This window comes from Seleniivibrio woodruffii (assembly GCF_029267515.1).
In the GTDB taxonomy this organism is placed as follows: domain Bacteria; phylum Chrysiogenota; class Deferribacteres; order Deferribacterales; family Geovibrionaceae; genus Seleniivibrio; species Seleniivibrio woodruffii_A.
Genome location: NZ_JAJUIS010000002.1, coordinates 190,710 through 217,143, shown reverse-complemented (window position 1 = coordinate 217,143; position 26,434 = coordinate 190,710). Strand labels below are relative to the sequence as shown.

Here is a 26,434-nt window from a genome sequence, read left to right as displayed (position 1 = left end):
AATGGAAAAAAATGTACTGACTTTTCCCATTCGCCTGCGTGAAGACGCCGACGAAATAATTTTTGAAACCGGATGGAAAGCGAAGCAGGCAAATGGCAGCATCTGGATTAAACAGGGCGGCACAATCGTCCTCGTTACTGCCGTTGGTCAGAAGAAAGCTGCTGCCAATCAGGGATTTTTCCCTCTGACAGTGAACTACTTCGAAAAATTCTATGCTGCGGGCAAGATCCCCGGCGGTTTCTTTAAAAGAGAGGCGAAGCCCTCTGATAAAGAAACCCTTATCTCCCGCCTGATAGACAGACCACTGCGCCCCATGTTCCCTGACGGTTTCAGAAATGAGACCCAGGTGATAGCAACCGTTGTTTCATACGACGGCGTAAACTCCCCCGATATGCTCGCAATGAACGCTGCAAGCGCGGCGCTCATGATATCTGATATCCCTTTCAACGGACCTATCGCCGGTGTCAAAGTGGGCAGACTGGACGGGCAGCTTGTCATCGATCCCCCCACAAACCGCTATGATGAACTCGACATCAGCATTACCCTTGCAGGTACTGACGACGCAATAGTTATGGTTGAGGCAGGGATGAACAACGTTTCCGAAGAAGAGGTTGTTGAAGCCCTTCAGTTCGGACATAAACACATCCGTATGCTCGTGGCTCATCAGCTTGAGATGGTCAAAGCCCTCGGCAAAGAGAAGTTCGCATATGAGAGCTTCGCCGTTCCCGCTTCGGACATAGAAGAAGCCATGGCTGTTATCGGTGACAAAATCAAAGCGGCTCTGGTTATTCCTCAGAAACTTGAGAAATACGCCGCTATCGATAAACTTGGCGAAGAATTTCTTGAGCTTATGAAAGAAAAAGTGGGCGAAGAGGAATATGCCGCTAAAGAAGGTCACTATAAAAACATCTATCACGAAGTTGAGAAAACAGCTTTCAGAAACTTCACAATAGATTCTAAAACAAGAATCGACGGACGTTCATACACTGAAGTACGTCCCATCGATATTGAACACGCGCTTCTTCCGATGACTCACGGTTCCGCACTCTTCACCAGAGGCGAAACTCAGGCGCTTGTCGTTGCCACTCTCGGTACCAAAATGGATACCCAGATACTCGACAACATCGACGGCGAAGGCAGAAAACGCTTTATGCTGCATTACAACTTCCCTCCCTTCTGTGTTGGTGAAGTAGGCTTCATGAGAGGTCCCGGCAGACGTGAAATAGGTCACGGTGCACTCGCTGAGCGCGCTCTTTCCTACGTTCTGCCCGACGAGGACAACTTCCCCTATACCGTGCGTATAGTCTCAGAGGTTCTTGAATCTAACGGTTCATCCTCTATGGCGACTGTGTGCGGCGGATGCCTCAGCCTTATGGATGCAGGCGTTCCTGTTAAAGCTCCCGTTGCGGGCGTTGCTATGGGTCTTATCTATGAAGGTAACGACAGATACGCGGTTCTCAGCGACATTATGGGAACTGAAGACCACCTCGGCGATATGGACTTCAAAGTTGCCGGTACCAAAGACGGTATTACAGCACTTCAGATGGACATCAAAATTGAAGGTCTTTCCAAAGAGCTTCTTGAAACTGCTCTTGAGCAGGCAAAAGCTGCAAGACTTCACATTCTCGGCAAAATGACAGACGTTCTTGCCGAGCCTAAAGAAGATCTCGCTCCCACGGCTCCCAGATACCTTACCATGAAGATCAACCCTGAGAAGATCGGTATGGTTATCGGACCGGGAGGAAAGATGATCAAATCCATCATCGAGGAATCAGGCGCATCCATAGATATCGACGACACAGGCAAGATAAACATCTTCGCTGTAAGCAAAGACGCTATAACCATCGCTCAGAGACGTGTAAACGAGATCGTTGCAGAGGTGGAAGAGGGCGCGGTTTACGATGCCACAGTCAAAAAGATAATGGAATACGGCGCGTTTGTGGAGCTTATCCCCGGAATCGAGGCGCTGCTTCACGTTTCCCAGTACAGCAACGAACGTATCAACAAGATAGAGGATTACCTCAGTGTTGGAGATACCGTTCAGGTGAAAGTTGTGGGCAAAGACCCCAACGGACGCTACAAACTTTCCAGAAAAGTTCTTCTCTCCACAGAAAAACCTGCGGAAAAAGAAGAAAATTAAATTTGAAGGGGCTGCAAAGCCCCTTTATTTTTGCCGTTGATATACTCCGTTTTGCGGTGTAAAATCGTCTTCATTCAATTCATAAGGACACTTAATGAGAGAAATATACAAAGTCGGAGATATTCCCGTTATTTACGAGAATGTAACCAGTCTTCCGGGGCTTTTTACCATTTCCGTTTTCTTTGACACCGGTTCCGCAAACGAAACAAGGGAGAACAACGGCGTTTCCCATTTCATAGAGCATATGGCGTTCCGCGGCACCAGAGACTATTCCAACGAAGAGATCAGCAGACTTTCGGAGATGTACGGCGGCTATATGAACGCCTATACATCGAAAGAGACAACTGCATATTACATAAAAGGTTTTTCAGGTAATCTGGAACTCTTCATTAAACTGATGGCTAATATCTGTTTTTACCCTGTCTTCAGCGAAGAGGACTTTATTCAGGAGAAACAAATTATCATAGACGAGATAAACTCCGTTATGGATAATCCGGACGAATATCTCGGAGAAGTGGCAGAGGAGGAGCTTTTCAGAGGCTGCGCTCTGGAATACCCTGTGTCGGGCACTGTGGCTTCCGTTGAAGGACTTGAGTTTGAGGAACTGAAGCGATTTTATAAAGAAAACTACACTCCCGACAACTGTATAATCGCCGTAAGCGGCGACGTGAGCAGAGATGAGGTATCGAAACATATTGATAAATATTTTCCTTTATCACAAGATAATTATGCAGGAAAGCTAAATCATTACATCCCAAGTTATACGCCTGAAAATCACGATTTTCATTTCAAATCAGGACAAAGCTACGTTCAGCTCATGTACCCTGCGTTCGAATATGGCAGCCCCGACAGATATTCACTGTCAGGCGGAGTTATGATACTTGGCGGGCTTATGAGTTCCAGACTGTTTCAGGAGATACGAGAGAAGCGCGGGCTGTGCTACAATATTGAGGCTGAAACTGTCCAGTATAAAAACGCCGGCTATGCCAACATAATGTATTCCTGTGCGGAGAAATCCGGCGACAAGGTACTTGAACTGGTGTTTGCTGAAATTAAAAAGCTCGCTGAAAAGGGTATAACCGACGACGAGCTGACCATGATAAAAAATCAGCTTATTTTTTCATATGTGTCAAATTTCGAAACACTTGAAAGCCGCGTTCAGATGAATTTCAGGCAGATATATCATTTCGGCAGGCTCATAGAGAGTGAAGAGATAATGGGCAGAATCGAGGCGCTGGACAAAACGAGCATAATGCGCACGGCGGCAGAAATATTCGGGAGGAAGTATTCTTTATGCAGACTTGTAAAGTGAAGATAAAGGCGGACGATCCGGCTCTGATGCCGGAATATAAAACCGCGCACGCTGCCGGCGTTGACCTGATGGCTGCGCACGGCGGCGAAATTGAGCCTTTTGAAAGAACGCTGGTTAAAACAGGAATATACATAGAGCTGCCTGATGGTTTCGAGGCGCAGATACGCCCCAGAAGCGGTCTTGCGCTTAAAAACGGCATAACAATTGTCAACACCCCAGGTACGATAGATTCAGACTATCGGGGCGAAATAGGCATTATTCTTATAAACCTTTCTCAGGAAACGTTTGTCTATAAAAAAGGCGACAGAATAGCACAAATGGTCGTTGCGCCCGTAACAAGAGCCGTTTTTGAACCTGCGGGCGAATTGTCTGAAACGGAAAGGGGCTCAGGCGGCTTCGGACACACAGGAATATGACACAATTATGTTTATAAATTTTCTCTTTTGTGTGCTAATATGACTTATCAAGTTTTTAAGGGTGATTCTATGAAAGTCTATGAATTTAATGTGAAAACCAAACTCCCCGACAAACTCCGCCCTCTGGAGCAGATAGCGCATAACCTCTGGTATAGCTGGAACTGGGAAGCCAGAGAGCTTTTCCGTATGATAAATATGGATCTCTGGGAACAGTGCGAGCATAACCCTGTGTGGATTCTTTCCAAGCTCACAGATAAGGATTTCCGCAGACTTGTCGGCGATCCGGTCTTCATGAATGTCATGGACAACGTACACGAACGCCTTAACGAATATAAAATGCTCCCCAAATGGTTCGACCTCGCCCACAGCGGAAAAACAGAGGAGGGGATGCAGATAGCCTATTTCAGCGCGGAATACGGTATACACGAGTCCGTTAAACTCTATTCCGGCGGTCTGGGCGTACTCTCAGGAGACCACTGCAAGTCTGCCAGCGACATAGGCATACCCTTTATAGCTGTCGGTCTTCTTTACAGAAACGGCTATTTCCATCAGTATCTTAATTCTGACGGCTGGCAGCAGCAGTCAATACCTTACAACGACTTTCACAGAATGCCTGTAACACCAGTTAAAGACGCGGAAGGCAACGAAATATACGTTCAGATCAGAATCGCAGACAGCGATGTGAACGTTAAGGTCTGGAAAATGGAGATAGGCGTAATCACCCTTTATCTGCTGGACACAGACCTTACGAGCAATACCCCGCAGAACAGAAGCATTACAGCGCAGCTTTACGGCGGCGATTCGGATATGAGACTGAAACAGGAGATAATTCTCGGCATAGCCGGTGTTCGAGCACTGAAAGCCATGGGATTCCGTCCCACGGTTTACCATCTGAACGAAGGACACCCCTCGTTTGCAGCTCTTGAGCGCATAAGACTCTGTGTTGAAGGCGGAATGAGCCTGCGCACGGCGGCTGAAGTCGTTAAAAAGAGTACACTGTTCACTACCCACACGCCTGTTCCCGCAGGTTTCGACGTGTTCAGTTTCGACCAGATAAAAAAATACCTCGGACCTATATTCGAGCCGTCCGGCTTTAATATCAACCAGATAATGGGATTCGGACGTGAGAACCCGTTTAACGAATCGGAAGGCTTTGCAATGGCTATCGCGGGAATACGTCTCAGCACGTTTCGAAACGGTGTAAGTGCCCTACACGGTGAGGTTTCAAGGCAGATGTTCAAGAACCTCTGGAGCAACGCACTTGATAATTACGTTCCGATCGGACACGTTACCAACGGTGTCCACCTGCCTACGTTCATTGCTGAGAGCTTCAAAATGATATACACCAGATATCTTTCAGAGGCATGGTATTACAAACCATACGATTTCGACGTATGGCACGACATTGAGAAGATACCTGACAACGCATTCTTTGATGCAAAACGTAAGCAGAGGGAGAGGTTGGTTATCTTTGCCCGCGAAAGGCTGAAAAAACAGGTTATGAAGCGCGGCGGAACCGCAAGCGAAATAACCAAAGCGGATGACGTTCTCAATTCAGATACACTTACAATCGGCTTTGCGCGCCGTTTTGCAACATATAAACGCGGATATTTGCTGTTCATGGACGAGGAGCGTCTGGCAAAAATCCTGAACAATCCGGAAAGACCCGTCCAGATAATCATAGCCGGAAAAGCGCACCCGAAAGACGACGGCGGAAAGGAAATAATCAAAAAGATATTCCATATCTGCCGCAAGCCTGAGTTCCGAGACAAAGTTGTTTTCATTGAGGATTATGACATTGAAGTGGCAAGACACCTCGCACACGGCGTGGATATCTGGCTCAACACACCCCTGCGCCCTATGGAGGCATCCGGTACCAGCGGCATGAAGATAGCCGCTAACGGCGGTCTGAACCTCTCCATTCTCGACGGATGGTGGGCTGAGGGCTATAACGGCGAAACCGGATGGGCTATTGGTGCCGGAGAGGAATACGACAAACAGGAGTATCAGGATTTTGTCGAGAGCATGGAACTTTACGACAAACTTGAGAATGAGATAATCCCGCTGTTCTATAACCGCGACAAGGTGGGCATCCCCAGAGAGTGGACGCATATGATGAAGCAGGCTGTCAAAGTCTGTGCCGCTTTCTTTAATACGTCCAGAATGGTTATGGAGTACACTGATAAATATTACGTTCAGCTTCATGAACTTTACAAAGATATCTCATCCAATGATTTCGAAGGTGCTTCCAAGTATCTTGAGTGGAAGGAAAATGTTATCAGCGGATGGGATTCTGTTGAAATAGCCGACAGCGGAGTGCAGGCGGAAGCCATAGAAATGGGTGGATATGTCACTTTCGAAGCGAAAGTGCGTTCGCCTAAAATCGGGAACGACAGTCTTGCTGTTTACGCAGTTGTTGAGTATGACGGCGAGAGCGGCGTTCTGAAAAACCCTAAATTCATACAGCTTGAATCTGCTGAAAACGGGGAACTGAGCAGATATACGGCTCATTTCAGAATTGAAAACGCAGGCAAAATGAAGGTGGGCTTTGCCGTTGTCCCACGCCATAAATATCTGAAGAATATATTCGAGCTGAACCTTGTGGTGTGGGCTAAGTGAAAGAATACATCCCGCACTCCACAGGATGCTTTATCTGCGGGCAGCAGAACCCTGTGGGGCTGAAACATAAGTTTTATGCCGAAAACGGAATGCTGTGCAGCGACGTTTTCATCCCTTCGGATTATTGCGGATTTAAAGATGTTGTACATGGCGGCATATGCACAGCGCTTCTTGACGAAACGATGGGCTGGTCGCCCTTTATCTTTGAAGATAGCATGAACAGACTCTGCTTCACCAGAAGTCTTGAAGTGAAGTTCCGAAGGAATACTCCCACAATGACAAACCTTATTGTGGAAGCAAAATACCACGGGATGCACAAAGGAATATGCGAGGTCACGGGTGAATTGAAAGACGCTGCCGGCTCTGTTTATGCCTCGGCGTCCGGAAGATTTATCCCCATAAGTCCGGAAAAAATGAAAGAGACGATCCATTACCTCATCATGGATGAGGGTGTCTGCTATCATGAAAAATGTATTAAGCATCTGAAGGATATATGATCAGAGAAAACCGCAGGGACATGTTCGTGTTCCTGCTTCTTTTAAATCTTGCGGTATACATATCGTTCCAGAGCTGGTCAACGATATTCAATAACTTTGCGGTGGAAAAAGCCTCTCTGGACGGCTTTTACATGGGGCTTACCCAGTCAATACGCGAGATACCGGGCTTTCTGTCGCTTCTGGTGATACTTGCTATCGTCGTTCTGCCGGAACACAAACTTGCCGTTGTAAGCCTCATAGTCCTGGGATTCGGCATTGCCGTGACGGGCTTTCTTCCATCTACAACGGGCGTAATAATTTCGACATTGATTATGTCTTTCGGCTTCCATTTCTTTGAAACGGTTAACCAGTCGCTGACATTACAGTATTTTAACAAGCTGGAGACTCCGCTCGTTCTTAGCCGTTTGCGCAGTGTTGCCGCCGGCGGAAACATAGCTGCTGGAGTGCTGGTTATAATTCTGCTCAAGTTTATGGAATATAAGTATATTTTTCTCGTAACCGGACTTCTCGCTGTGGCGGCGGGCATATATTGCCTGAAACTGAATCCTATTGACTCAAGCCTTCCGGCACAGAAAAAGAAATTACAGCTTAAAGCCAAGTACTGGCTCTATTATGCCCTGACTTTTCTTTCTGGTGCACGCCGACAGGTATTCACAGCATTTTCAGTGTTCCTCATGGTTGAGAAATTCGGTTTTTCCACCAAAGAAATAGCTTATCTGTTCATTATAAACAACATGACCAATTTCTTTTTCAATCCGGTTATCGGAAAGATGGTGAACAAATATGGAGAGCGCAGGCTATTAAGCATAGAATATACTACACTGACAATGGTTTTTATCGGCTACGCTTTCACTGACAGCAAGCTCCTTGTGGCACTGCTGTACATCATAGATAACCTTGTTTACAGTTTTGTCATATCCATCAGAACCTTTTATCAGAAAATAGCCGAACCGGAAGATTTTGCCAACGGTTCAGCTATGGGATTTACCATAAACCACATCGCTGCGGTGTTCATACCCTTTGCAGGCGGTATCTTGTGGATGGTTGACAGAAAGATACCGTTTCTTATCGCCGCTCTGCTCGCCTTTTTGTCCCTTGTTCTGGCGCAGTTTATACCGTCGGAACTCAGAAAACACCAGAAACAGCAATGAGAGAGCCTATCTATCAGGAATTTCAGCCTGCGCTGCATCTAAGACCATTCATAGCTGCATACTGGGTATCTAAAGGTTTTTATAATCAAAAAATTATGTTTCCTGTATTCGCCGACGGCTGCTGCGACATAATTTTTGACCTCGGCTCCGGCACTCCAGCGAAGACTGTAAGTACCGGAGTGGAGCTGAGCTTTGTACCTCTCTTTGGCAGTGTGCATATCGGAGGCATACGCTTCCGTCCGGGAGGTTTCACAGCCCTGACAGGCATGTCCGCAGACAGTATATGCGACGGGGACGATGCAGCTTGTCTTCTGAACAGGAAAATGGCGGACGGACTTAAAAAAGCGGGTGAAAGTTTTCTGCCATCCGCTTTGGACTCTGTTTTCGCATCATGCGAACCTGTTCTTAACTCCATGATATCTTTCTGGCTTTCAGAACCTGAAAAAAGCATTGGTGATATCACTTCTTATTTCGGATGCTCTGCGCGGACAGTGAACAGAATGTTTTACAGACACACAGGAGCACAGCCAGCAAAGATGGTAGCCGTTAGGCGCTTCCAGAAGGCTCTTGCCATGGTCAACAGCGGTATATGGCGGTTAACCGACATCGCCTATGCCTCCGGATATTACGATCAGGCACATTTCATAAAAGATTTCAGAAAATATTCCGGTTCGGTTCCTTCCGATTTTATACGTTACAAAAACTCTCTCGGTGTCCGTTTCATACAATTTCCGTATGGTTGTATGTGATATTTTAGTTTCAGGAGGTGCCGTATGATAAAATATGGCGGAATGGCAGTAATGGCAGAGGATGTGAGAGCTTCACTGGCTTTTTACAGGGATGTTCTCGGTTTGGAACTGCTTATGGACAACGGAAACGAACATGTAATGTTCAGGTGCGGAGTGGCTCTCTGGAAGCGCGACGCAGCACAGAAGCTGATTTTCGGGTCTCCACAGGAGGGCAGTTCTGTTCTGTTTGAGCTTTTTTTTGAAAGCGATAATATTGCGGGTGACTATGAAAGGCTGTCGAAAGCGGTAAAAGTTGTAAATCCGCTGATAGAACAGCCATGGGGGCAGATCACGTTCAGAATATCCGATCCGGACGGGCACATTATAGAGATCGGTGAAAGGATGGGGGATGCTATAAAGCGTCTGAGACTATCCGGCATGACAGATGATGAAATAAGTGCCAGAACTCATGTGGAAAAAGATATTCTGGATCAGATTTAACATTTCGCGCCCTGCTTCCGCGGGGCTTTTCTCTTTTTTACTTGAAGTACAAATTAACCCGCTGTATTATAACCCCAAAATAGGAGCAATTTGCCTTTATGAACAACATCGTCATAAATTCATATAAAACAGTGCCGGAAGGGGTGGAATGTTTCGTTACCACACGGCACGGAGGCTACAGCAGAGGAGAATACGGCAGTTTTAACCTCGCAGTCAGCACAGCGGAGGATCACCGCATAGCCATGAAGAATATTGAGCTTCTTAAAAGTGAGTTCAGTCTTCAAAAACTGGTCAACCTGAATCAGGTGCATGGAAATATGGTCTATGAGGTTACGTCTGAAAACTACACGGATGTGATGTACAGAGAAGGAGACGGACTTTTTACTCTGGAAACGGATATCGCACTCGGTGTGCTCACAGCAGACTGCTACAACGTTTTCATGGCAGGTAAAAAGGGCATCGCAGCTCTGCACTGCGGTCATAAATCAGTTTCATCCGACATAATGGGCGAAGCTATAAAAATATTTAAGAAATACGATGATTTCCCCGTTTTCGCCGGTATCGGTCCCGGTATCTCCTGCTCAAATTACGAGATAGGTCCTGACCTCGCGGATACGTTCGGAAAGATATGCCACGACAGCATAGTGGTTAAAGACGGAAAACTGTTCCTCAGTCTGCGCACCGTTATTGAGCAGAATCTCGCGAAAGCGGGCATCAGACACATTGAACATCTGCGCAACTGCACTTTCGAAGATGAAAACCTTTACTCCCACCGCAGGGACAAAGGGGTTACAGGGCGCATGATGGGAGTTATAGTCAGGAGAGGAAATGTTCTCTGACAGAATTTCAGAAGTAAGGAAAAACATTGATGCCGCAATGAAAAAGGTCGGCAGAACTGATAAGGTTGAGGTGGTCGCCGTAAGCAAATATTATCCTTCGGAGGCGATTTCAGACGCATACGCACAGGGGCATCGTGTTTTCGGCGAGAGCAGGGTGCAGGAAGCTGTAGAAAAAAGAGAGATACTTAAAGACCTTACGGAGCTTGAGCTACATTTCATCGGGCATTTGCAGACCAACAAAGTGAAGTATCTGGGAGATATTTTCAAGCTGATACACTCAGTTGACAGCGAAAGGCTGGCGGATGAACTGGATAGATACTTCTCCAAAACAGGCCGAGTTCAGGATGTGCTGGTACAGGTAAATATAGCAGACGACCCTGATAAGTCCGGTGTAAGCGGTGAAGAGGCGGAAGCTCTTTGTAAAGCTATAATAAATATGAATAACCTGAATCTCAGAGGGCTTATGATGATTCCGCCTCTGACAGACAACGAAGAGAAAAACAGGAAATATTTCACTGCGATGAAAGAACTTTTCGATAAGCTGTCTGTCAGAATGGGAAATGCTTTTGACATTTTGTCCATGGGAATGAGCGACGATTACACAATAGCCGTTGAAGAGGGCAGCAATATGGTGCGCATTGGCACTGCACTTTTCGGCGGAAGATAAAAAGGGGAAGCGATGTCTATTATCTCAATGCTGATAAAATCTTATCTGGTTGTGCTGTTGCTGCGCACCGTTATGACCAGGCAGGAGCTTTATTTCAACCCCATCGGAAAGATGGTGGCAAAGCTGACCGATCCTCTCCTTGAAAAAATGCTTAAACTGAACAAAAAGAACGCCGACAGATCCACGCTTCTGTTCATTATTCTTGCGACGGCGCTTATGGCTCTGCTGTATTATGCCTTCGGCGGAATGAGCCTTTTCATTTCGGCTTTCTTCGCTATATCCGACATGCTTAATTTCCTGATGATATTCTATATCGTCAGCATTATTCTCGGCATTTTTGCCGGAAACGGACGCATGTCATATTTTTCCATGTATTTTAACCGTCTCGGCTCATTATGGGTCAGAGCGGCAAGATCGGTTTTTCCCATCCGCTCAAATGCGGTGGCTATTCCGGCAATCGTTTTCGTTTTTGTTTTTTTTACCGTTGTAAACGGAGCAGTAATTCTTTTTATGCAGCACGGAACAGACTTTACGTTTGTTTCATCCAGTCTTATTTCCTCGATGTTCATGTCTCTTAAATCAGGTCTTTTGTCGATCGTAAGTCTTCTGGGTATCTATATCTGGATAATAATCATCCGTGCACTTATGAGCTGGGTGAGTCCCGATCCCTCGAACCCTGTTGTGCAGACGATAATCGCGCTGACCGATCCTGTGCTGGTACCTTTCAGCCGGATAATCCCCCCCTTGGGACCTGTGGACATCAGCCCTATGATTCTGATATTCCTGCTGTATTTTCTCAAGAATTTACTGCTTAGGCTTATCGGAATGTTCCTTTAATGGGATTCAATAAGCTCAAATACGTTTACATCGGAACAGCACTTATATTTCTTGTCGCTGTGACAGGTACTCTGGGTTATATGCACATCGAACACGCGAGTTTTCTCGATTCGTTGTATATGACTATTATCACAATGGCAACAGTGGGTTATGGTGAAATCTTTCCTTTGTCCGACGCAGGAAAGATATTTACAGTATTCCTCATCATAACAGGCACGGGCACGGTTGCATACACAGCAACCCAGTTCATCGACTATGTGGTAACAGGGGATCTGACAAACTTTTTCGGGAGAAGGAAGATGAATCACATCATCGACAACATGAACAGCCATTATATCCTTTGCGGCTTCGGACGCATGGGCAGGATAATTGCAGGGCTGCTCAGCGAGAACAAGGTTCCTTTTGTCATAGTCGATCCCGAAGAGAGGATGAGCGAATCCGCAGACGAGAAATATGTGTTTGTAACCGGCGACGCAACCCATGAAGCGGTTCTTAAAAAAGCGGGAGTGATGCGCGCAAAAGGGCTAATCACTGTTGTTGATACAGATGTGAAAAATCTGTACATCGTGCTTACCGCAAAGGGGCTGAACAAAAATCTCTATATCGTCGCAAAAGTCGCACAGGAAGAGGCTGCGACAAAGTTTGAATGGGCGGGTGCCGACAAGATAGTTTCGCCGTATACCATCGGCGGGCAGAGCATTGCATACAGCATCATAAAACCATATGTCAGCGATTTTCTCTCCATGGCGATGGGAAATCAGGAATACGGTATAATGGTTGAAGAGGTTGTAATCCAAGAAGGCAGTGTTATGGAAAACGTATCTATTGTTGATTCAAACGTCCGAAAGATCGGTATCATAATCGTCGCAATCAGAAAGAGCGACGGCGGGTTTGTTTACAACCCCGGACCCAACGAGGTCATCAGAGCCGAAGACACACTCATCGCCCTTGGAAGAAAAGGGGACTTCGAGGCTCTTGAGAAACATTTAAAACGAGGATAACATGTGGGTTTTCAGAATTTTATACGCACTTTTCATAATGGCGGCATTCGTACTGGTAAGGGATACTCTTGGCATCGGCATGATGCAGGCAGTTTTATATTCCCTTGGTGTTATTTTTGCCATAGTTTTTATTGAAACGCTTATTGCAGATATCAAAAGCTACAAATTTTTCGGCGGAGTTGTCGGCGCGGTAATCTTCCTTATAATCGGCTATTCAATCGCTTCAATCTTTGACGCATATTTCAACAACGATTCGCTCAGGCTGGCGTTCTATTTCTTTGTACTGTATCTGGGTGTCAACACCGGACAGAAGTTTTCATGGATAATAGAGAGCCTTCTCTCAAGGCTTATGGCGAAACAACCCAAACAGATAAAATACAGTGCATCGCCAAAAGTGCTTGACACATCAACTCTTATCGACGGACGAATGGCAGACATTGTTGATACCGGTCTTATTGAGGGCGGACTTGTTATCCCTACGTTCGTTCTGAAAGAACTGCAAAACATCGCCGACTCCCATGATCACCTGCGCAGACAGAAGGGAAGGCGCGGGCTTGATGTGCTGAGACGTTTGCAGGAACAGACGGTTATCCCCGTTGAGATAAACAACAGCGATTTTCCGGAAATCGGCACTGTTGACGAAAAACTTGTTGCCTTGGCTAAAAAGCTGAAAGCTGATATAATAACAACAGATTTCAATCTTTTGAAGGTTGCTGAGATACAGAACATCAAAGTTCTGAACATAAATACCCTGTCAATGGCGATGCGTCAGTCGGTTCTTCCCGGTGAAGAGTTCGAGATTAGCGTGGTTAAAGAGGGTAAAGAGTCCAATCAGGGGGTCGGCTATCTTGACGACGGCACCATGGTTGTGGTCGAAAACGGGCGCAAACTGATAGGTAAGACCGTAAAGGTCAATGTCACAAGTTTATTGCAGACGGAATCGGGACGAATTATATTTACTAAGGTGAAATATTGAATATAACCGCTGTAATTCCTGCCGCCGGAATGGGCAAACGTTTCGGCGGCGACGTTAAAAAGCAGTTTTTTGAAGTTCTCGGACATACTGTTCTGTACTATACACTTACAGCGCTGAACCGTGCCTGTCCCTTCAAAGAGTTCATTCTCGGTGCGAATCCGGATGATTTCTATTTTCTCTATTCTCAGCTTTCAAAGGCGGACGTTAAAAACTATCAGCTTGTTCAGGGCGGCGGAGAGCGTTATGAAACGGTTTACAACTGTCTGAAAGCCGTTTCGACTGAATATGTTCTCATACACGACGCAGTAAGACCTTTCTTCACCTATGATACTGTAAGAAGCGTTGCTGATGCAGCGCAGGAAACAGGTGCGGCAATATGCGGTCTGCCTGTGCGGGATACCCTGAAAAAGATATCCGGAAACGGGGTGGAAAAGACCGTCAACAGGAATGAATATATTCTTTCGCACACACCGCAGGTTTTCAGGACAGCCCTTTTGAAAAAGGCGGTGGAAAATGCCGACGAAAGGGGAATTGTTATCACCGATGAAGCGCAGGCAATGGAACTTTACGGAGTTCAGGTTAAATGGGTGATATCGCAGCCGGACAATATCAAGATAACCTACCTGAACGATATGGACATGGCTGAAGGACTCGTCAGAAAGTATTTCGGACAATAAAAAAGGGGCATAAAGCCCCGTGTTTATCCAGCAACTGCCGTAAAGCGTTTTCTGATATAGTTTCCTTTCTCAACTTCATCAACCATTGCTGTGGCATAATCCGCATAGCTTATCTCGCTCTTCCCCTGCGAATTCAGTATCAGCTCATCCTCACCAAGTATATAGCTGCCTGTGCGTTTGCCGTCTGCAATGAAAAATGCCGCCGGACTGAAAAACGTCCAGTTCACGTCGTTATGCGTTTTAAGCATTTCAAAAGCCTTTGCCATGCTGCCCGCAACCGGTTTCCATACATCAGGAAACTCCGGCGTGTCGAGGAGGCGTACCTTATGTTCCTTATCAACAAAAAGGGTGCTCGCTCCGCCAACAACAAGCAGTCTGTTGGGTTTTCCGGAAAAAATATCAATCATATGAGCCATAACGGTCTGGTGCAGAACAGGATCGTCAGCCGCACCCGTTCCGAAGGCGTTTATCACTGCATCATTATCTTTAACATCCTCATATGTCAGTGCAAGAATATCCTTTTCGATGACTTTTCCGCTGAAACCATTAAGTTTGGCTTTGTTCCGTACAACAGCCGTGACCTCGTGTCCTCTTCTAAGCGCTTCCTCTGCAAGCATCTTTCCCTGTTTTCCGCTTGCGCCTATGACTGCTATTTTCATGACAATCTCCTTGTAAAATCAATTTGTAAGATTACATTAAGTTCCAAAGGATATATTGTAAAGTAAGCACCTTTTTGTGCTATAGTTGCCTAAAAGATACTATTGAGGAAGATAATGAAAAAGGATATTCCTGCCTGCCCGGTGGAGGTAACACTGATGCTTATGGGCGATAAATGGAAGATACTGATAATACGCGACCTTCTGGATGGAACGAAACGTTTTGGCGAGTTGAAAAGGTCTGTCTGCGGCATATCCCAAAAGATGCTGACAGCAAATCTGCGTACGATGGAGGAGTGTATGCTGGTTGACAGAAAAGTTTATGCGGAGGTGCCGCCAAAGGTTGAGTACACTCTTACAGAGACCGGATACAGCCTGAAAACAGTTCTGGATGCCATGGCGGAGTGGGGGGAGCATTATAAAAGGCAGGCGGGCGCTTAATCTTCAGTTTTTTGAGAAACGGATTTATAATATTCCTGCAATTTATCTGTGAGCAGTTTGCATGTGTGGTACATTCCGGCGTTTATTCTGGTTTGGTAAACGTTGTCCGCTTCAATTTTAACATCTTCCGGTATAAATGTTTTATGCTGTCCGGCATGGAGACAGTCAGGCTTTGGGCAAAGGAATTTCACAGGCAGCATGTCTCCTATGGTGCTCCATATGACAGGGTCTGCGCCGCAACTGTTTTTGATTTTATAGGCATATTCCAGTACCAGAGATTTCACAGCCGGCAGAAATAGTTTGCTGATGAAAGTAACCATCTCCTTGTCCGCATATCCAAGCTCTGAAAGCTCGTAAAGCGACTTGTGCACCTCAAGGTTGTGGGGGTCTGTTTTGTTGATTTTAACCAATTCCACAAACAGATTGACTGTTACAAGCATACGCAGGAAGAAGTTTTTTCTGTTCACCTGATCCGTAAATATCGGAACCGACTTGTCCCCGTCCGCGTATATCTTCATGCGGATCGCTTCTTCAACGGAATCGTCGTTTATCAGAGACTTCGCAATCTGCGCCGAACGGTCTGTGCAGTCCTGATTTTTGCAGTCCATAAGCTCTGCAATATTCTGGAGTATGGAAGTCAGGGCTATTTTCATGAGAAATCCGCCGGATTCGTCACTTATCAGCAGGTTACGGGAATAGGGCGCAAGTGCGAGGCTTATAAATGCCGAGTTGAAATTGTCGGTTATCATCTCACGCTTTTCAACGGAGTTTTTGAAGATTTTTACCATAGCGGTTATGCCGTCGGGAGAAGCGAGCATGTGGTCAACCGCTCTGTTAAAAACGTCTATAGCTTTAACATCAAACATATTTTCTTTTATCTTGGTATAAAACGAACTGTATTTGTCCTGCGAAAAAATAAAATCGTTAAGTATCATTCCGATGCGTTCGTAGGTTTTTGAGCGATAGTAGTTAAGAACGTCCGAAGTACATTCTATGGTTATGGTTGATGTATTAAATCTGTCGTCGTTGACATATCTGTCAAGGAGAGCTTCGAAGTATTTCCCGATAGGAACTCCTGAATTAATAAGCACTTTGCCGTTCGGGTCGCGAACTTCGGAACCGAAGGGCATGGATGTCCCAACCAGTGAGAAACCGTTCTTTACAGCGTAATCAATAAAGGAACGTCTTCCCATACTGCGGAGTTTCGCGGGCAGTTCGTCTTCAGAAAGTCCTGTATCTAAAGAAATTAATTCAAAAATATTGTTATGTTCGATATTCTTCATATCTTCTCACGTAGAGCAAGCATTGTTAAGTATAATACAAATTTCGACTTTGAACAGCATAATGTGCATATTTGAATAACTATTATCTCAAAATTGAACATATCTCGATTCGTAAAGTCTTTGACTTGAAATGTAAGAGGTGATAAATAATTATGATGGATTTTAATATAGCAGAATACTTACGATTTATAGCGCTGGCGATAGTTCCGTTCATGTTTGCGGTTACCGTTCATGAGTTCTCCCATGGCATGAGCGCATACATCCTTGGCGACGATACGGCAAAAAGAGCGGGCAGACTCACACTTAACCCCATAGCCCACATTGATCTTTTCGGGCTTTTGTTTCTTATCATCACCCGCCTGTTCGGCTGGGCAAAGCCTGTTCCTGTGAATTACGGAAACCTTTACCGCAAAACGAAATACGGTCCGGCGATAGTTGCATTTGCCGGTCCTTTGTCAAATTTCGTTCTTGCGATAGTCTCCGCTATCCTTCTGCGCGTCCTTTACAACGTGCAGGTTCAGGAGGGCAGTATGCTTATGAAGGTGCTGGTACCCCTTGCAGGTATGTTGAAAATCTCCGTATCAATAAACCTTGCTCTGTTCATTTTTAACCTGATCCCTATCCCGCCGCTGGACGGAGGGCGTATTGTTACGAATTTCCTGCCATATGACAAAGCTGTCAAATTCGCCGCAATCGAAAGATACGGTTTCATAATCATTCTCGTGCTGTTCCTCACAAGGGCGATAGATTATATCCTGTTGCCTGCAATGAACTTTTTTATGAATATTCTACTTTAGAGGTTTTATAGATGGAAAAAGTATTAAGCGGAATGCGCCCAACGGGCAGACTGCATATCGGACATTATTTCGGCGCACTTAAAAACTGGCTGGAACTGCAGGAGAAACACGACTGTTTCTACTTCGTTGCGGACTGGCACGCCCTTACAACTAACTACGAAGACCCGGAAGACATCATAGAAAACCGCAGACAGCTCATTTTCGACTGGCTTAGTGTCGGCATAGACCCGAACAAATGCACTATGTTCGTTCAGTCCCACAACATCTATCATGCAGAGCTTAGCCTTCTGCTCTCCATGCTCACCCCTGTGAGCTGGCTTGAAAGATGCCCCACATACAAGGAGATAAAGCAGGAACAGACCAACAAAGATCTGTCGAACCTCGGATTTCTCAGCTATCCGGTGCTTATGACCGCGGACATTATCATGTACAACGCAACATACGTTCCTGTGGGCGAAGACCAGCTTCCGCACATTGAGATAAGCCGTGAGATAATCCGCAGATTCCACCACCTTTATAACTGTGAGGTTTTCACAGAGCCTAAAGGCGTGCTCACCGAAGTGCCAAGACTTCCAGGTCTGGACGGCAGGAAGATGAGCAAGAGCTACGGCAACGCAATCATGCTTTCTGAAGACCTTAAAGAGGTTGAGAACAAAATTAAAAAGATGGTGACGGATACCAACCGTCAGAGACTGAAAGACCCGGGGAACCCCGAAGTATGCCCTGTATTCGACTACCATAAAGTGTTCTCCACAGAAGAGGAGAAAGAATACATTGTAAAAGGCTGCACATCCGCCTCAATAGGCTGTATGGAGTGCAAAATGATACTTTACAGACACATGCAGGAGCTTCTTGAGCCCATGCAGGAGCGCCGCAGAAAATTTGAAAGCGAGATAAAAGACATAAACGAGTTCTTAAAACCCATGCAGGACAGAGCCAACGAAGAGGCAGCCTGCATGATGGAAAAAGTGAGGAAAGCGCTTAAAATATGAGCCGTTTGCTCGATGTCAGGCTGGATAACTTCGAAGGTCCGTTAGACCTGCTTATCCACCTGATTTATAAGAACGAACTGAATATTTACGATATCCCCATCGCCTTTATCGCCGGACAGTTTGTAGATGCCGTGCAGGAGATGGAAAAGATGGATATCGAGGTTGCCGCCGAGTTTATAAACATGGCGTCCTATCTCATATACCTCAAATCCAGAATGTTGCTGCCGAAAGAATCTCTTCCGCTTGAAGAGCTTGACCCGGAAGAGGAAAAATTCATCCTTACACAGAAACTGGTGGAATATTCGTTCTATAAGGATGTTGCACAAAGGTTGAAGGATCTTGAGGGCGATTCAGGGAAATACCTGATGCGCACCTCCGCAATCTACATTGAGCGGGAATCCATGCAGACGGAGGATCCGTACCGCATTGCAAACGCATTTTTCAGCGCTCTGGAAAGGGATACCGAAAAACCGATGAAATTTGAGAAGGATATCGTGGACGTTTCCGATGTTATAGTTAAGATAAAGGCGCTTATTCAGGAGAAACAGAAGCTGTTTTGGACCGACATAGTTAAAACCTGTGCAAGCAGACGTGAAGTTGTGATATCATTCCTCTCCGTGCTGGAACTTATGCGACTTGCCATCGTGCGCGCCATGCAGGCGGAAACCTTCGGTGAGATAGTTATTGAACAGATAGAGCAGGGTGCGGCAAATGGATAGAGAAAAAAAAATCTTTTACAGCTCACTGTTTCTGGCGGGCGAACCGCTGGACAATAAATTTTTCCGCAAGATACTCGACCCCATAAACCTCGAAAACAGGCTTCTGGATTATATGGAAGAGTACAACAAAATGTCGCTGGGCATCAAAATACGTCAGGTGTCAGGCGGCTTCCAGATGGTTACTGACAAAGAGCTTTTTACGGAACTTGAGCCTTTCTTCGGCGAAAAAACAGAGACACTGAGCCGCGCATCACTTGAAACGGCGGCAATAATAGCCTACAAACAGCCTATTACAAGGCTTGAAATAGACGAGATCAGAGGCGTGAATTCATCAGGAACCGTGCGCTATCTGCTGGACAAAAACCTCGTAAAGGTTACAGGCAGAAAAGACGTACCCGGAAAACCTCTGCTCTACAGCACAACCAAGTTTTTCCTTGAATACATGGGGATAAACGACATCTCCGAACTTCCCACTTTCAGAGAGTGGCAGGAACTTAAATCCAGACAATGATAAGACTTAACAAATATTTAGCAGAAAACACATCCCTTTCGAGAAGGGATGCGGACAAAGCCGTTGCGGATGGACGCGTAACGGTTAACGGTGCAGTTGCGGAAGGTCCGTGGGTGCAGGTGGACGAAACATCAGTTGTTACACTGGACGGCGGAAAGGTGGGGGTCGAAGACTTCTTCTATTGGGCATTTTATAAACCGGTGAAGGTACTTACGGCTTACGGTGACGGACAGGGCAAAGAAACTCTGGATATCTTCCCGAAACTTGCAGAGAAAAAACCTGCATACTCCGGCAGACTGGACTATGACAGCGAAGGGCTGATAATTTTCAGCAATGACGGCGATTTCATCAGAAAACTGCAGAAAAGCGATGAAAAGATACAGAAAGAGTATATCGTAAGTGTTACCAGACGCCTTCATCAGGCACAGGTTGATGAACTTAAACGAGGAATAAGCTACGAAGGGATAGACTATCTTCCGTGCATCGTAACGGAGATGGACGAACGCCGCTACAGGGTTATTCTCCACGAAGGCAAAAAGCGGCAGATACGCAACATGTTCAGACATTTCAATATTCAGGTGAAACGCCTTAAACGTGTGCGCATCGGGCGCGTCAATCTCGACGGATTGAAAGCCGGAGAGATACGGGTGCTTTCACGCAAAGATCTTGAGGGGATGTTATAATGTATAGAGTAAGAGTCATACAGCAGTTCAATGGTGCGCATAACCTGCGGAATTATAATGGAAAATGCGAAAATTTGCATGGTCATAACTGGCGGGTGGAAGCGTATCTTAAAGGTGACAGACTCAACGAGACTGAGATGCTTGTAGACTTTACCGTACTCAAAAAAAGGCTTAAAGATATACTTGAGGAACTGGATCATAAATACCTGAATGAACAGGTAGAATTTTTCATTACAAACAACCCTACCAGCGAAAATATCGCACGTTTTATATATGGCAGGCTGAAAGAAACCTTCGGCGGTCTTACCGAAAAGGTCATGGTCTGGGAAACTGACGTGCAGTCCGCGGAATACTTTGAATAAGCGGAAATTTACGGTAAAATAAAATAAAAAAGGATGTCTGATGCTTTTCGGGTCAAAAGAGCCGGATATTTTCGACGCCCACAGTCTGTATGTGGAAGGGAAATATATAAAAGCCCTTCATGCCTACGAAGAGTATTACGCTCGGAACAGTGACAGTCTGTCCGCAATCAGAATGATGGCAAACATCTATCTGATGTCTGACGACAGGGCTAAAGGCGAATCGTTGCTTATTAAGCTGATGGAAAGATATCTCGCCTCCGAAAGATATTATGAAGCACTTAGCATCATTTCCAAACTGATAATAATCTCATCCGACAAACCAAGATTTTACCGCACGGCTGCTGACGTCTATGAGAAAATGAACAGGCAGAAAATAGCCATGCGCTACCTTTTCGCTCTGGCGGATATGTATAGGGCAGCGGGAAAATTTGCCGAATGTTCGGCACTGCTTACAGAGATTGCAAAACGTAATTCCGATGATAAGCGTCTGATAATAAAAGTTATGCGTAAACTCACCGTTCTTGGATCCCATAAAGAGCTTTCCGGCATACTTGCCGACTGTATCAAAAGCCGGGTTCTTACAGATTTTGAAATTGACGATATGATCGTGTATCTTCTGGAATCAAACAGTCAGCCGCAGTTTGTAATACCGTTTCTGAAAGCCTTCATTGAACGCAATCCGGAAAGTTTTGAAATGGCGGAGAACATGCTTGCGTCATATTTCAGTAAAAGTTTCAATCCTGTGGAATTTAACGATATAGTGTCCGTGGCTCCTCCGGCGGCTACCTACCATATGTCAATGCGGATAAAGGATGCGGTTTCAGAAAAGTCCGTGTTTAACCATCTGCTTTATCTGGAATCATTGAACGGTGACAGAGACAGGATAAAAGGTCTTATCTATGAGATGTATCTCGAAAACACACTCAATATAAACGAGATAGAGCAAGTATGCGAAAGATCCGGATGCAGTATTGCAATTGAAGAGGCAAAGAAAATAACCGCCCATGAAAAAGCTGAGGAAAAGAGGGAAGAGGTTGTGACTGAACCTGAAGCAGCAGCCACTTCCGAACCTGAACCTGTTCCTTATGATTCTGCGGAGTTTGAAACGTTTGAAAAAGCAGCCGGTATCTCAGACTACGAACCGATATCTCTGGACAGCTTTGTTTCGGACGATAAACCTTCTCAGGTTAATACATCAATTGATATTGCCGATGATTTCGGACTGTCACAACAAGAATCAAGCGCTGATACGTCGTTCAGCGGATTTGAGAAATTTGATTTCGAACCTGAAAAAAATGAAGTTCAGGGAGCTTTCAGCGGATTCGGTGATGAACCGGAACAGAATATCTCCATCAACGATAATGATTTTTTTAATGCTCCCGCTAAGAAAGACAGGGCGGAAGACGTAATCCCTTTTGATATGTCAGACGTGGAGATAGATACTCAACACGCTTCCGATATGTTCGACGGACTTGTGGAAGAGAAAAAAAACGTTCCTAAAGAAGAAGTTGCGGAGATAAGTTTCGATGCTTCCGAGCTGAAACCGTCATCCGGTAAGTCTGAAGATGATTTCTTCTCAAAAGAAATGGAAGGCTGACAGCGTGAGATTCAGATTTCGAACAAACAAGTCTTATCTGCCTAAGATAAACTGGAAAAACAAATATATCTACGTAACTATCCTCATAGTCCTGCTGATGTTTAATCTGATAGCCGGTTCTGAGCTTCTGGATAACGATTTCCCCCTTTACTCTAATATCTCCATCTTTCTTCTGGCAAACATAAATCTGATACTCTTGATTGTGGTTTTTATTCTGATATTCAGAAACCTTATTAAGATGTTCATCGACAGGAAGAAAAACATCTTCGGCACCCGTCTCCAATCGCGTCTTGTAACATTTTCAATAGTTATCGCCGTGATTCCTGTTGTGATAGTTTTCTTTTTTAATAACAAGATAATAGGAAAAAACATAGACAAATGGTTCAATTCGCAGATTCAGGTAGCTATTGAAAGCTCTATGAATCTGATGCAGGTTTATCAAACGCAGGCCGAAAACTATGTTATCGAGCAAAGCGATTTGCTTGCCAGCTTCATCTCATCTGGCGATTTCGTGTATAAAAATAACCACACAAAAATGGACAGATTTATCGGCAGCTACATGGGCAAAGACCGTGTGGACGGCATTATGATATATAACAGATTTGGTGAGCTGATACTAAAAAAATCCAAAGATAACAAGAATATCAGAAAAGTTGTAACTGATAAGACCATATCGAGAATATTAAACAAAGAACTTATCGCAAGATATGCGGCTGTTAACAAAAAACAGATATACTGGGTGGGGCGACCGGTTTATTCGAGCAAAAATTCCGGCAGAATAATGGGCGTTGTAGTTGTTTACAAAGAGTTTCCGAAAAACCAGGCTGAGGACGTTGCGAATATCCTTCAGTCCTACAATACCTACAGGCAGACAGAGCACTTTCTGTATCCAGTCAAAAACTCTTTCAAGGCGATAACCATGCTCATGACGCTGCTTGTTGTATTCGCAGCGATATGGGGCAGCCTTGTTTATGCCAAAAGCATAACAAGACCGATAGAGAATCTTGCGTCCGCTTCCGCGGCGGTTTCAAAGGGAAATCTGGATGTTGAGGTGGATGTGCAGGGCAACGACGAGCTTGCATATCTGGCGCGGTCGTTCAACTCCATGATAAAACGTCTTAACGCGCATAACACAGAACTGAATCTTAAAAACGAAAAACTGTCGGAAATGTTCATCCAGATAACGCGGGACAACCAGTACATCGACTCCATCTTTAAAAACGTTAAATCGGCAATTTTCCTTTATACACATAGTTTTGAACTGCTGAAAAAGAATGATTACGCCGAAACCGTCATAGAGTTTGCTAACGAGGCATTCCTTTCGTCTGTTCTCACCCCCGCAGCGTCATTCATAGAGACAGAGGAGCGTGAAACCCAGTTCCAGATAGAGATACTGCTTAAAGGCGAACTGCGCACAATGACAGCTACAATAACTAAAATTTTCAGTCAGGAAGGCGAAGTGGACAACCTTGTCATAGTTCTGGATGACATTACCGACCTGCTGAATTTCCAGCGTGTCGGTATCTGGAAAGAGATTGCAACCCGTATCGCCCACGAGATAAAAAACCCTCTGACCCCCATAAAGCTCACTGCTGAAAGGATAAAAAGAAAAGCGTCCATGGGCGAAAGTGACAGAGAAACCATAATGACCAGTATGGATACTATCGTTGCCGAGGTGGAGAGCCTGCAGAGCATGGTGAACGAGTTCAACATGTTTGCACGTCTGCCTGAGCTTAAAATGGTGCAGTTCAGCCTGAAAGGGCTGTTTGACGAAATATACGCGTTCTATGCCGCATCGAACCAGAATGTCGAAATAGACATCAATTGTCCTGACATCGGATTCATAGGGGACAAGCAGCAGCTTAAACGGGTTTTTATCAATCTGATAAATAATTCCATTGACGCTATGAACCAGAAAGGTAAAATAAGCGTCAACGTATCTGAAACCGACGACATGATCCGCATTGATTACAAAGACAACGGAGAGGGTATCCCGCAGGAGGATATCACAAGGGTCTTTATCCCGTATTTCAGCAAGAAACCTGACGGAACCGGACTGGGGCTTGCGATAGTCAAAAAGATCATAGAGGTGCACAACGGCAATATCACCGTTGAGAGTGAATACGGACAATACACACGTTTTCTTATGGAGTTTCGCAAGGCTTAAATTATGGCAAGAATACTTATTATCGACGACGAAAAAGGAATATGCACGGCCATTAAAGATATCCTTGAGGACGAAGGATATTCGGCTGATTTCTCCCTAACTTTTGCGGACGGGTTCGACCAGTTGAAAAAACATGTTTACGATATACTGTTTCTGGATATATGGCTGCCGGATAAAGACGGTATAGACGGTCTGCGCGATATAAAAAGCTATTTCCCCAACCTTGAGGTGGTTATAATCAGCGGTCACGGAAACATTGAAAACGCTGTTGAGGCGACACGCAGAGGAGCCTATGACTTCCTGGAAAAACCCCTTTCTCTGGAGCGGATACTTCTTATAGTAAAACACCTTACAGACAAATTCCAACTCATGCACGACCTGCGCGAAACAAGAAGTGATCTGATAAAAAAATATGACATCCTCGGTGTCAGCAGACCAATAAACGAGCTTAAAAAGAAGATAGAAAAGATTGCACCCACAAACGCATGGGTGATGATAAACGGAGAGAACGGCACAGGAAAGGAACACGTTGCAAGGCTTATCCATATGCTCAGTCGCAGGGCAAAAGAGGCGTTTGTTGAAATAAACTGCGCCGCTATCCCCTCGGAGCTTCTGGAAACAGAGATGTTCGGACACGAAAAAGGCTCGTTTACAGGCGCTGTGTCACAGAAAACAGGTAAATTTGAAGAGGCGGACAACGGCACGGTCTTCCTTGACGAAATAGGGGATATGTCCATGCCGGCACAAGCTAAGCTGCTGCGAGTGCTCGAAAACAACAGCTTTACACGTGTCGGAGGCAACACTCCGGTCAACTCCGATTTCAGACTTATCACAGCTACCAACAAAAACCTTGAAGACGAGATAGAGGCGGGGAATTTTCGCGAAGACCTTTATTACAGGATAAACGTGGTGCCGCTCACAGTTCCGCCTCTGCGCGAGCGGAAAGAGGATATCCCGATTCTGATGCAGCATTTCATACGCGAGGCATGTTCACTCAACGGACTCGACCTTAAAAAGGTCAGCCTGTCTCTGATGGAGCTGTTTATGGCTTTTGACTGGCCCGGAAACGTCCGCCAGCTTAAAAATCTTATAGAGCGCATGGTTGTACTGTCCGAACACGAGACAATGGACGTTGAGGACGCACCTGACTTTCTGCGGGCTCTGGAAGAAGACAAATATGAGTCCGAAAACGGAGCGGCTTTGCGAAACGCAAAGGAAGGCTTCGAAAAACAATATATCCTTCAGACTCTTCAGGCGAACGACTGGAATATAAGCCAGTCCGCAAAGATACTTGAGATAGAAAGGACGTATCTGCACCGGAAAATAAAAGTGTACGGGCTGGAAAAATTCAAGCCCGCCGACGGAAAGGCTTAATGGGTAAATATCTTCTCGGTTCGGTTCTTGTGGCGCTCATAGCGCTTCTGTTTGTGAACTATGCCGTTAAAAATTCCGACGTTTCAAAAAAAATAGACGAAGCTACTGACGTTCCGTCAGGCGAGTTTGACACGATTAACATCAAAGAAAACTCTGACGGCACATATTCTCTCGTTCTGTCAGATGTTAAACTCTATTCAAGCAGGATAGGCAGCAGAACAATGTGCAAAGGAAATATTGATATAGTTTTCCCGCGTGAAAAGGATGCGAAACTGGTTCTCAAATTCCGCCATAACATAGCGCCACTTCTGGCAAAACCGCTTAGAGGCATCGAACCTGGCGAAGCTGTCACAAAAGAGGGCAAAGATATCATGATACAATCACTCAAAGACGGATACGCAGCACAATACGATATAAAAACCTTTAAAGACGTGAAATTTCACGACTTTTCCTGCTCAAAGATTAAGTAAATCAATTCTCTTGACTTTTGT

27 protein-coding genes are annotated in these 26,434 nt (G+C 45.3%); 25 read left to right on the top strand and 2 right to left on the bottom strand.

Annotated elements, in window-relative coordinates; all coding sequences use genetic code 11:
* Window position 1 precedes the first annotated feature (1 nt).
* The 14 genes from pnp (at window position 2) to ispD (ending at window position 14,361) form a co-directional block, all read left to right on the top strand.
* Window positions 2-2,140, top strand: a complete 2,139-nt coding sequence (gene pnp, locus Q7P67_RS03645; protein WP_303850532.1) for a polyribonucleotide nucleotidyltransferase — start codon at window positions 2-4, stop codon at window positions 2,138-2,140.
* A gap of 94 nt (window positions 2,141-2,234) precedes the next feature.
* On the top strand, window positions 2,235-3,452 hold the full coding sequence (locus tag Q7P67_RS03640) for a pitrilysin family protein (RefSeq protein WP_303850531.1): 1,218 nt from the start codon (window positions 2,235-2,237) through the stop codon (window positions 3,450-3,452).
* Window positions 3,434-3,868, top strand: a complete 435-nt coding sequence (dut, locus tag Q7P67_RS03635; protein ID WP_303850530.1) for a dUTP diphosphatase — start codon at window positions 3,434-3,436, stop codon at window positions 3,866-3,868. Before Q7P67_RS03640 ends, dut begins: the two co-directional genes overlap by 19 nt.
* Window positions 3,869-3,937: 69 nt before the next feature.
* Window positions 3,938-6,487 carry an alpha-glucan family phosphorylase gene (gene glgP, locus Q7P67_RS03630; protein WP_303850529.1) on the top strand — a complete coding sequence of 850 codons (2,550 nt, stop codon included), beginning with the start codon at window positions 3,938-3,940 and terminating at the stop codon, window positions 6,485-6,487.
* Window positions 6,484-6,984, top strand: coding sequence for a PaaI family thioesterase (locus tag Q7P67_RS03625; protein WP_303850528.1), 501 nt, complete (start codon window positions 6,484-6,486; stop codon window positions 6,982-6,984). The genes glgP and Q7P67_RS03625 overlap by 4 nt, the downstream gene beginning before the upstream one ends.
* Complete coding sequence (locus Q7P67_RS03620; RefSeq protein WP_303850527.1) at window positions 6,981-8,135, top strand: MFS transporter; 1,155 nt, start codon at window positions 6,981-6,983, stop codon at window positions 8,133-8,135. The genes Q7P67_RS03625 and Q7P67_RS03620 overlap by 4 nt, the downstream gene beginning before the upstream one ends.
* The gene (locus Q7P67_RS03615) at window positions 8,132-8,884 is read left to right on the top strand and encodes a helix-turn-helix domain-containing protein (RefSeq protein ID WP_369695988.1); all 753 of its coding nucleotides are present in this window, start codon (window positions 8,132-8,134) and stop codon (window positions 8,882-8,884) included. Before Q7P67_RS03620 ends, Q7P67_RS03615 begins: the two co-directional genes overlap by 4 nt.
* A 24-nt stretch (window positions 8,885-8,908) precedes the next feature.
* Complete coding sequence (locus Q7P67_RS03610) at window positions 8,909-9,364, top strand: VOC family protein (RefSeq protein ID WP_303850525.1); 456 nt, start codon at window positions 8,909-8,911, stop codon at window positions 9,362-9,364.
* Between the two features lie 98 nt (window positions 9,365-9,462).
* The gene (locus Q7P67_RS03605) at window positions 9,463-10,203 is read left to right on the top strand and encodes a polyphenol oxidase family protein (RefSeq protein ID WP_303850524.1); all 741 of its coding nucleotides are present in this window, start codon (window positions 9,463-9,465) and stop codon (window positions 10,201-10,203) included.
* A complete protein-coding gene (locus Q7P67_RS03600) occupies window positions 10,193-10,870 on the top strand; it encodes a YggS family pyridoxal phosphate-dependent enzyme (protein WP_303850523.1) in 678 nt (225 codons plus the stop codon). The genes Q7P67_RS03605 and Q7P67_RS03600 overlap by 11 nt, the downstream gene beginning before the upstream one ends.
* A 12-nt stretch (window positions 10,871-10,882) precedes the next feature.
* Window positions 10,883-11,707, top strand: coding sequence for a YggT family protein (locus Q7P67_RS03595; RefSeq protein ID WP_303850522.1), 825 nt, complete (start codon window positions 10,883-10,885; stop codon window positions 11,705-11,707).
* Window positions 11,707-12,708 (top strand): TrkA family potassium uptake protein, encoded by a 1,002-nt coding sequence (locus Q7P67_RS03590; RefSeq protein WP_303850521.1) that lies wholly within the window; start codon window positions 11,707-11,709, stop codon window positions 12,706-12,708. The genes Q7P67_RS03595 and Q7P67_RS03590 overlap by 1 nt, the downstream gene beginning before the upstream one ends.
* 1 nt (window position 12,709) lies before the next feature.
* Window positions 12,710-13,684: a PIN/TRAM domain-containing protein gene (locus Q7P67_RS03585; RefSeq protein ID WP_303850520.1), complete on the top strand. Its 975-nt coding sequence runs from the start codon at window positions 12,710-12,712 to the stop codon at window positions 13,682-13,684.
* Window positions 13,681-14,361 carry a 2-C-methyl-D-erythritol 4-phosphate cytidylyltransferase gene (gene ispD / locus Q7P67_RS03580; RefSeq protein ID WP_303850519.1) on the top strand — a complete coding sequence of 227 codons (681 nt, stop codon included), beginning with the start codon at window positions 13,681-13,683 and terminating at the stop codon, window positions 14,359-14,361. Before Q7P67_RS03585 ends, ispD begins: the two co-directional genes overlap by 4 nt.
* A gap of 23 nt (window positions 14,362-14,384) precedes the next feature.
* Here ispD and Q7P67_RS03575 read toward each other — a convergent pair whose 3' ends face one another.
* The gene (locus Q7P67_RS03575) at window positions 14,385-15,020 is read right to left on the bottom strand and encodes an NAD(P)-dependent oxidoreductase (protein ID WP_303850518.1); all 636 of its coding nucleotides are present in this window, start codon (window positions 15,018-15,020) and stop codon (window positions 14,385-14,387) included.
* Window positions 15,021-15,134: 114 nt separating this feature from the next.
* Here Q7P67_RS03575 and Q7P67_RS03570 point away from each other — a divergent pair, with 114 nt between their 5' ends.
* Entirely contained in the window at window positions 15,135-15,458 is a 324-nt protein-coding gene (locus tag Q7P67_RS03570) for a helix-turn-helix domain-containing protein (RefSeq protein ID WP_303850517.1), read from the top strand.
* On the opposite strand, the gene Q7P67_RS03565 is transcribed toward Q7P67_RS03570, so the two are convergent.
* Window positions 15,455-16,741 carry a hypothetical protein gene (locus Q7P67_RS03565; RefSeq protein WP_303850516.1) on the bottom strand — a complete coding sequence of 429 codons (1,287 nt, stop codon included), beginning with the start codon at window positions 16,739-16,741 and terminating at the stop codon, window positions 15,455-15,457. The two genes, Q7P67_RS03570 and Q7P67_RS03565, sit on opposite strands and share 4 nt — an antisense overlap.
* A gap of 152 nt (window positions 16,742-16,893) precedes the next feature.
* Here Q7P67_RS03565 and Q7P67_RS03560 point away from each other — a divergent pair, with 152 nt between their 5' ends.
* Genes Q7P67_RS03560 through Q7P67_RS03515 form a run of 10 tightly spaced genes read left to right on the top strand, consistent with a single transcriptional unit; the run spans window position 16,894 to window position 26,413 of the window.
* A complete protein-coding gene (locus Q7P67_RS03560; protein WP_303850515.1) occupies window positions 16,894-17,538 on the top strand; it encodes a site-2 protease family protein in 645 nt (214 codons plus the stop codon).
* 11 nt (window positions 17,539-17,549) lie between these two features.
* Window positions 17,550-18,530, top strand: a complete 981-nt coding sequence (gene trpS / locus Q7P67_RS03555; protein WP_303850514.1) for a tryptophan--tRNA ligase — start codon at window positions 17,550-17,552, stop codon at window positions 18,528-18,530.
* Window positions 18,527-19,249, top strand: a complete 723-nt coding sequence (locus Q7P67_RS03550; RefSeq protein WP_303850513.1) for a ScpA family protein — start codon at window positions 18,527-18,529, stop codon at window positions 19,247-19,249. The genes trpS and Q7P67_RS03550 overlap by 4 nt, the downstream gene beginning before the upstream one ends.
* Window positions 19,242-19,760 (top strand): SMC-Scp complex subunit ScpB, encoded by a 519-nt coding sequence (gene scpB / locus Q7P67_RS03545; RefSeq protein WP_303850512.1) that lies wholly within the window; start codon window positions 19,242-19,244, stop codon window positions 19,758-19,760. Before Q7P67_RS03550 ends, scpB begins: the two co-directional genes overlap by 8 nt.
* A complete protein-coding gene (locus Q7P67_RS03540; RefSeq protein ID WP_303850511.1) occupies window positions 19,757-20,443 on the top strand; it encodes a pseudouridine synthase in 687 nt (228 codons plus the stop codon). Before scpB ends, Q7P67_RS03540 begins: the two co-directional genes overlap by 4 nt.
* The gene (gene queD, locus Q7P67_RS03535) at window positions 20,443-20,805 is read left to right on the top strand and encodes a 6-carboxytetrahydropterin synthase QueD (RefSeq protein ID WP_303850510.1); all 363 of its coding nucleotides are present in this window, start codon (window positions 20,443-20,445) and stop codon (window positions 20,803-20,805) included. Before Q7P67_RS03540 ends, queD begins: the two co-directional genes overlap by 1 nt.
* 40 nt (window positions 20,806-20,845) lie before the next feature.
* Entirely contained in the window at window positions 20,846-22,402 is a 1,557-nt protein-coding gene (locus Q7P67_RS03530) for a lipopolysaccharide assembly protein LapB (protein WP_303850509.1), read from the top strand.
* A gap of 4 nt (window positions 22,403-22,406) precedes the next feature.
* A complete protein-coding gene (locus tag Q7P67_RS03525; protein ID WP_303850508.1) occupies window positions 22,407-24,569 on the top strand; it encodes an ATP-binding protein in 2,163 nt (720 codons plus the stop codon).
* 3 nt (window positions 24,570-24,572) lie between these two features.
* Window positions 24,573-25,943 carry a sigma-54 dependent transcriptional regulator gene (locus tag Q7P67_RS03520; RefSeq protein ID WP_303850507.1) on the top strand — a complete coding sequence of 457 codons (1,371 nt, stop codon included), beginning with the start codon at window positions 24,573-24,575 and terminating at the stop codon, window positions 25,941-25,943.
* Entirely contained in the window at window positions 25,943-26,413 is a 471-nt protein-coding gene (locus tag Q7P67_RS03515) for a hypothetical protein (protein ID WP_303850506.1), read from the top strand. The genes Q7P67_RS03520 and Q7P67_RS03515 overlap by 1 nt, the downstream gene beginning before the upstream one ends.
* Window positions 26,414-26,434 lie beyond the last annotated feature (21 nt).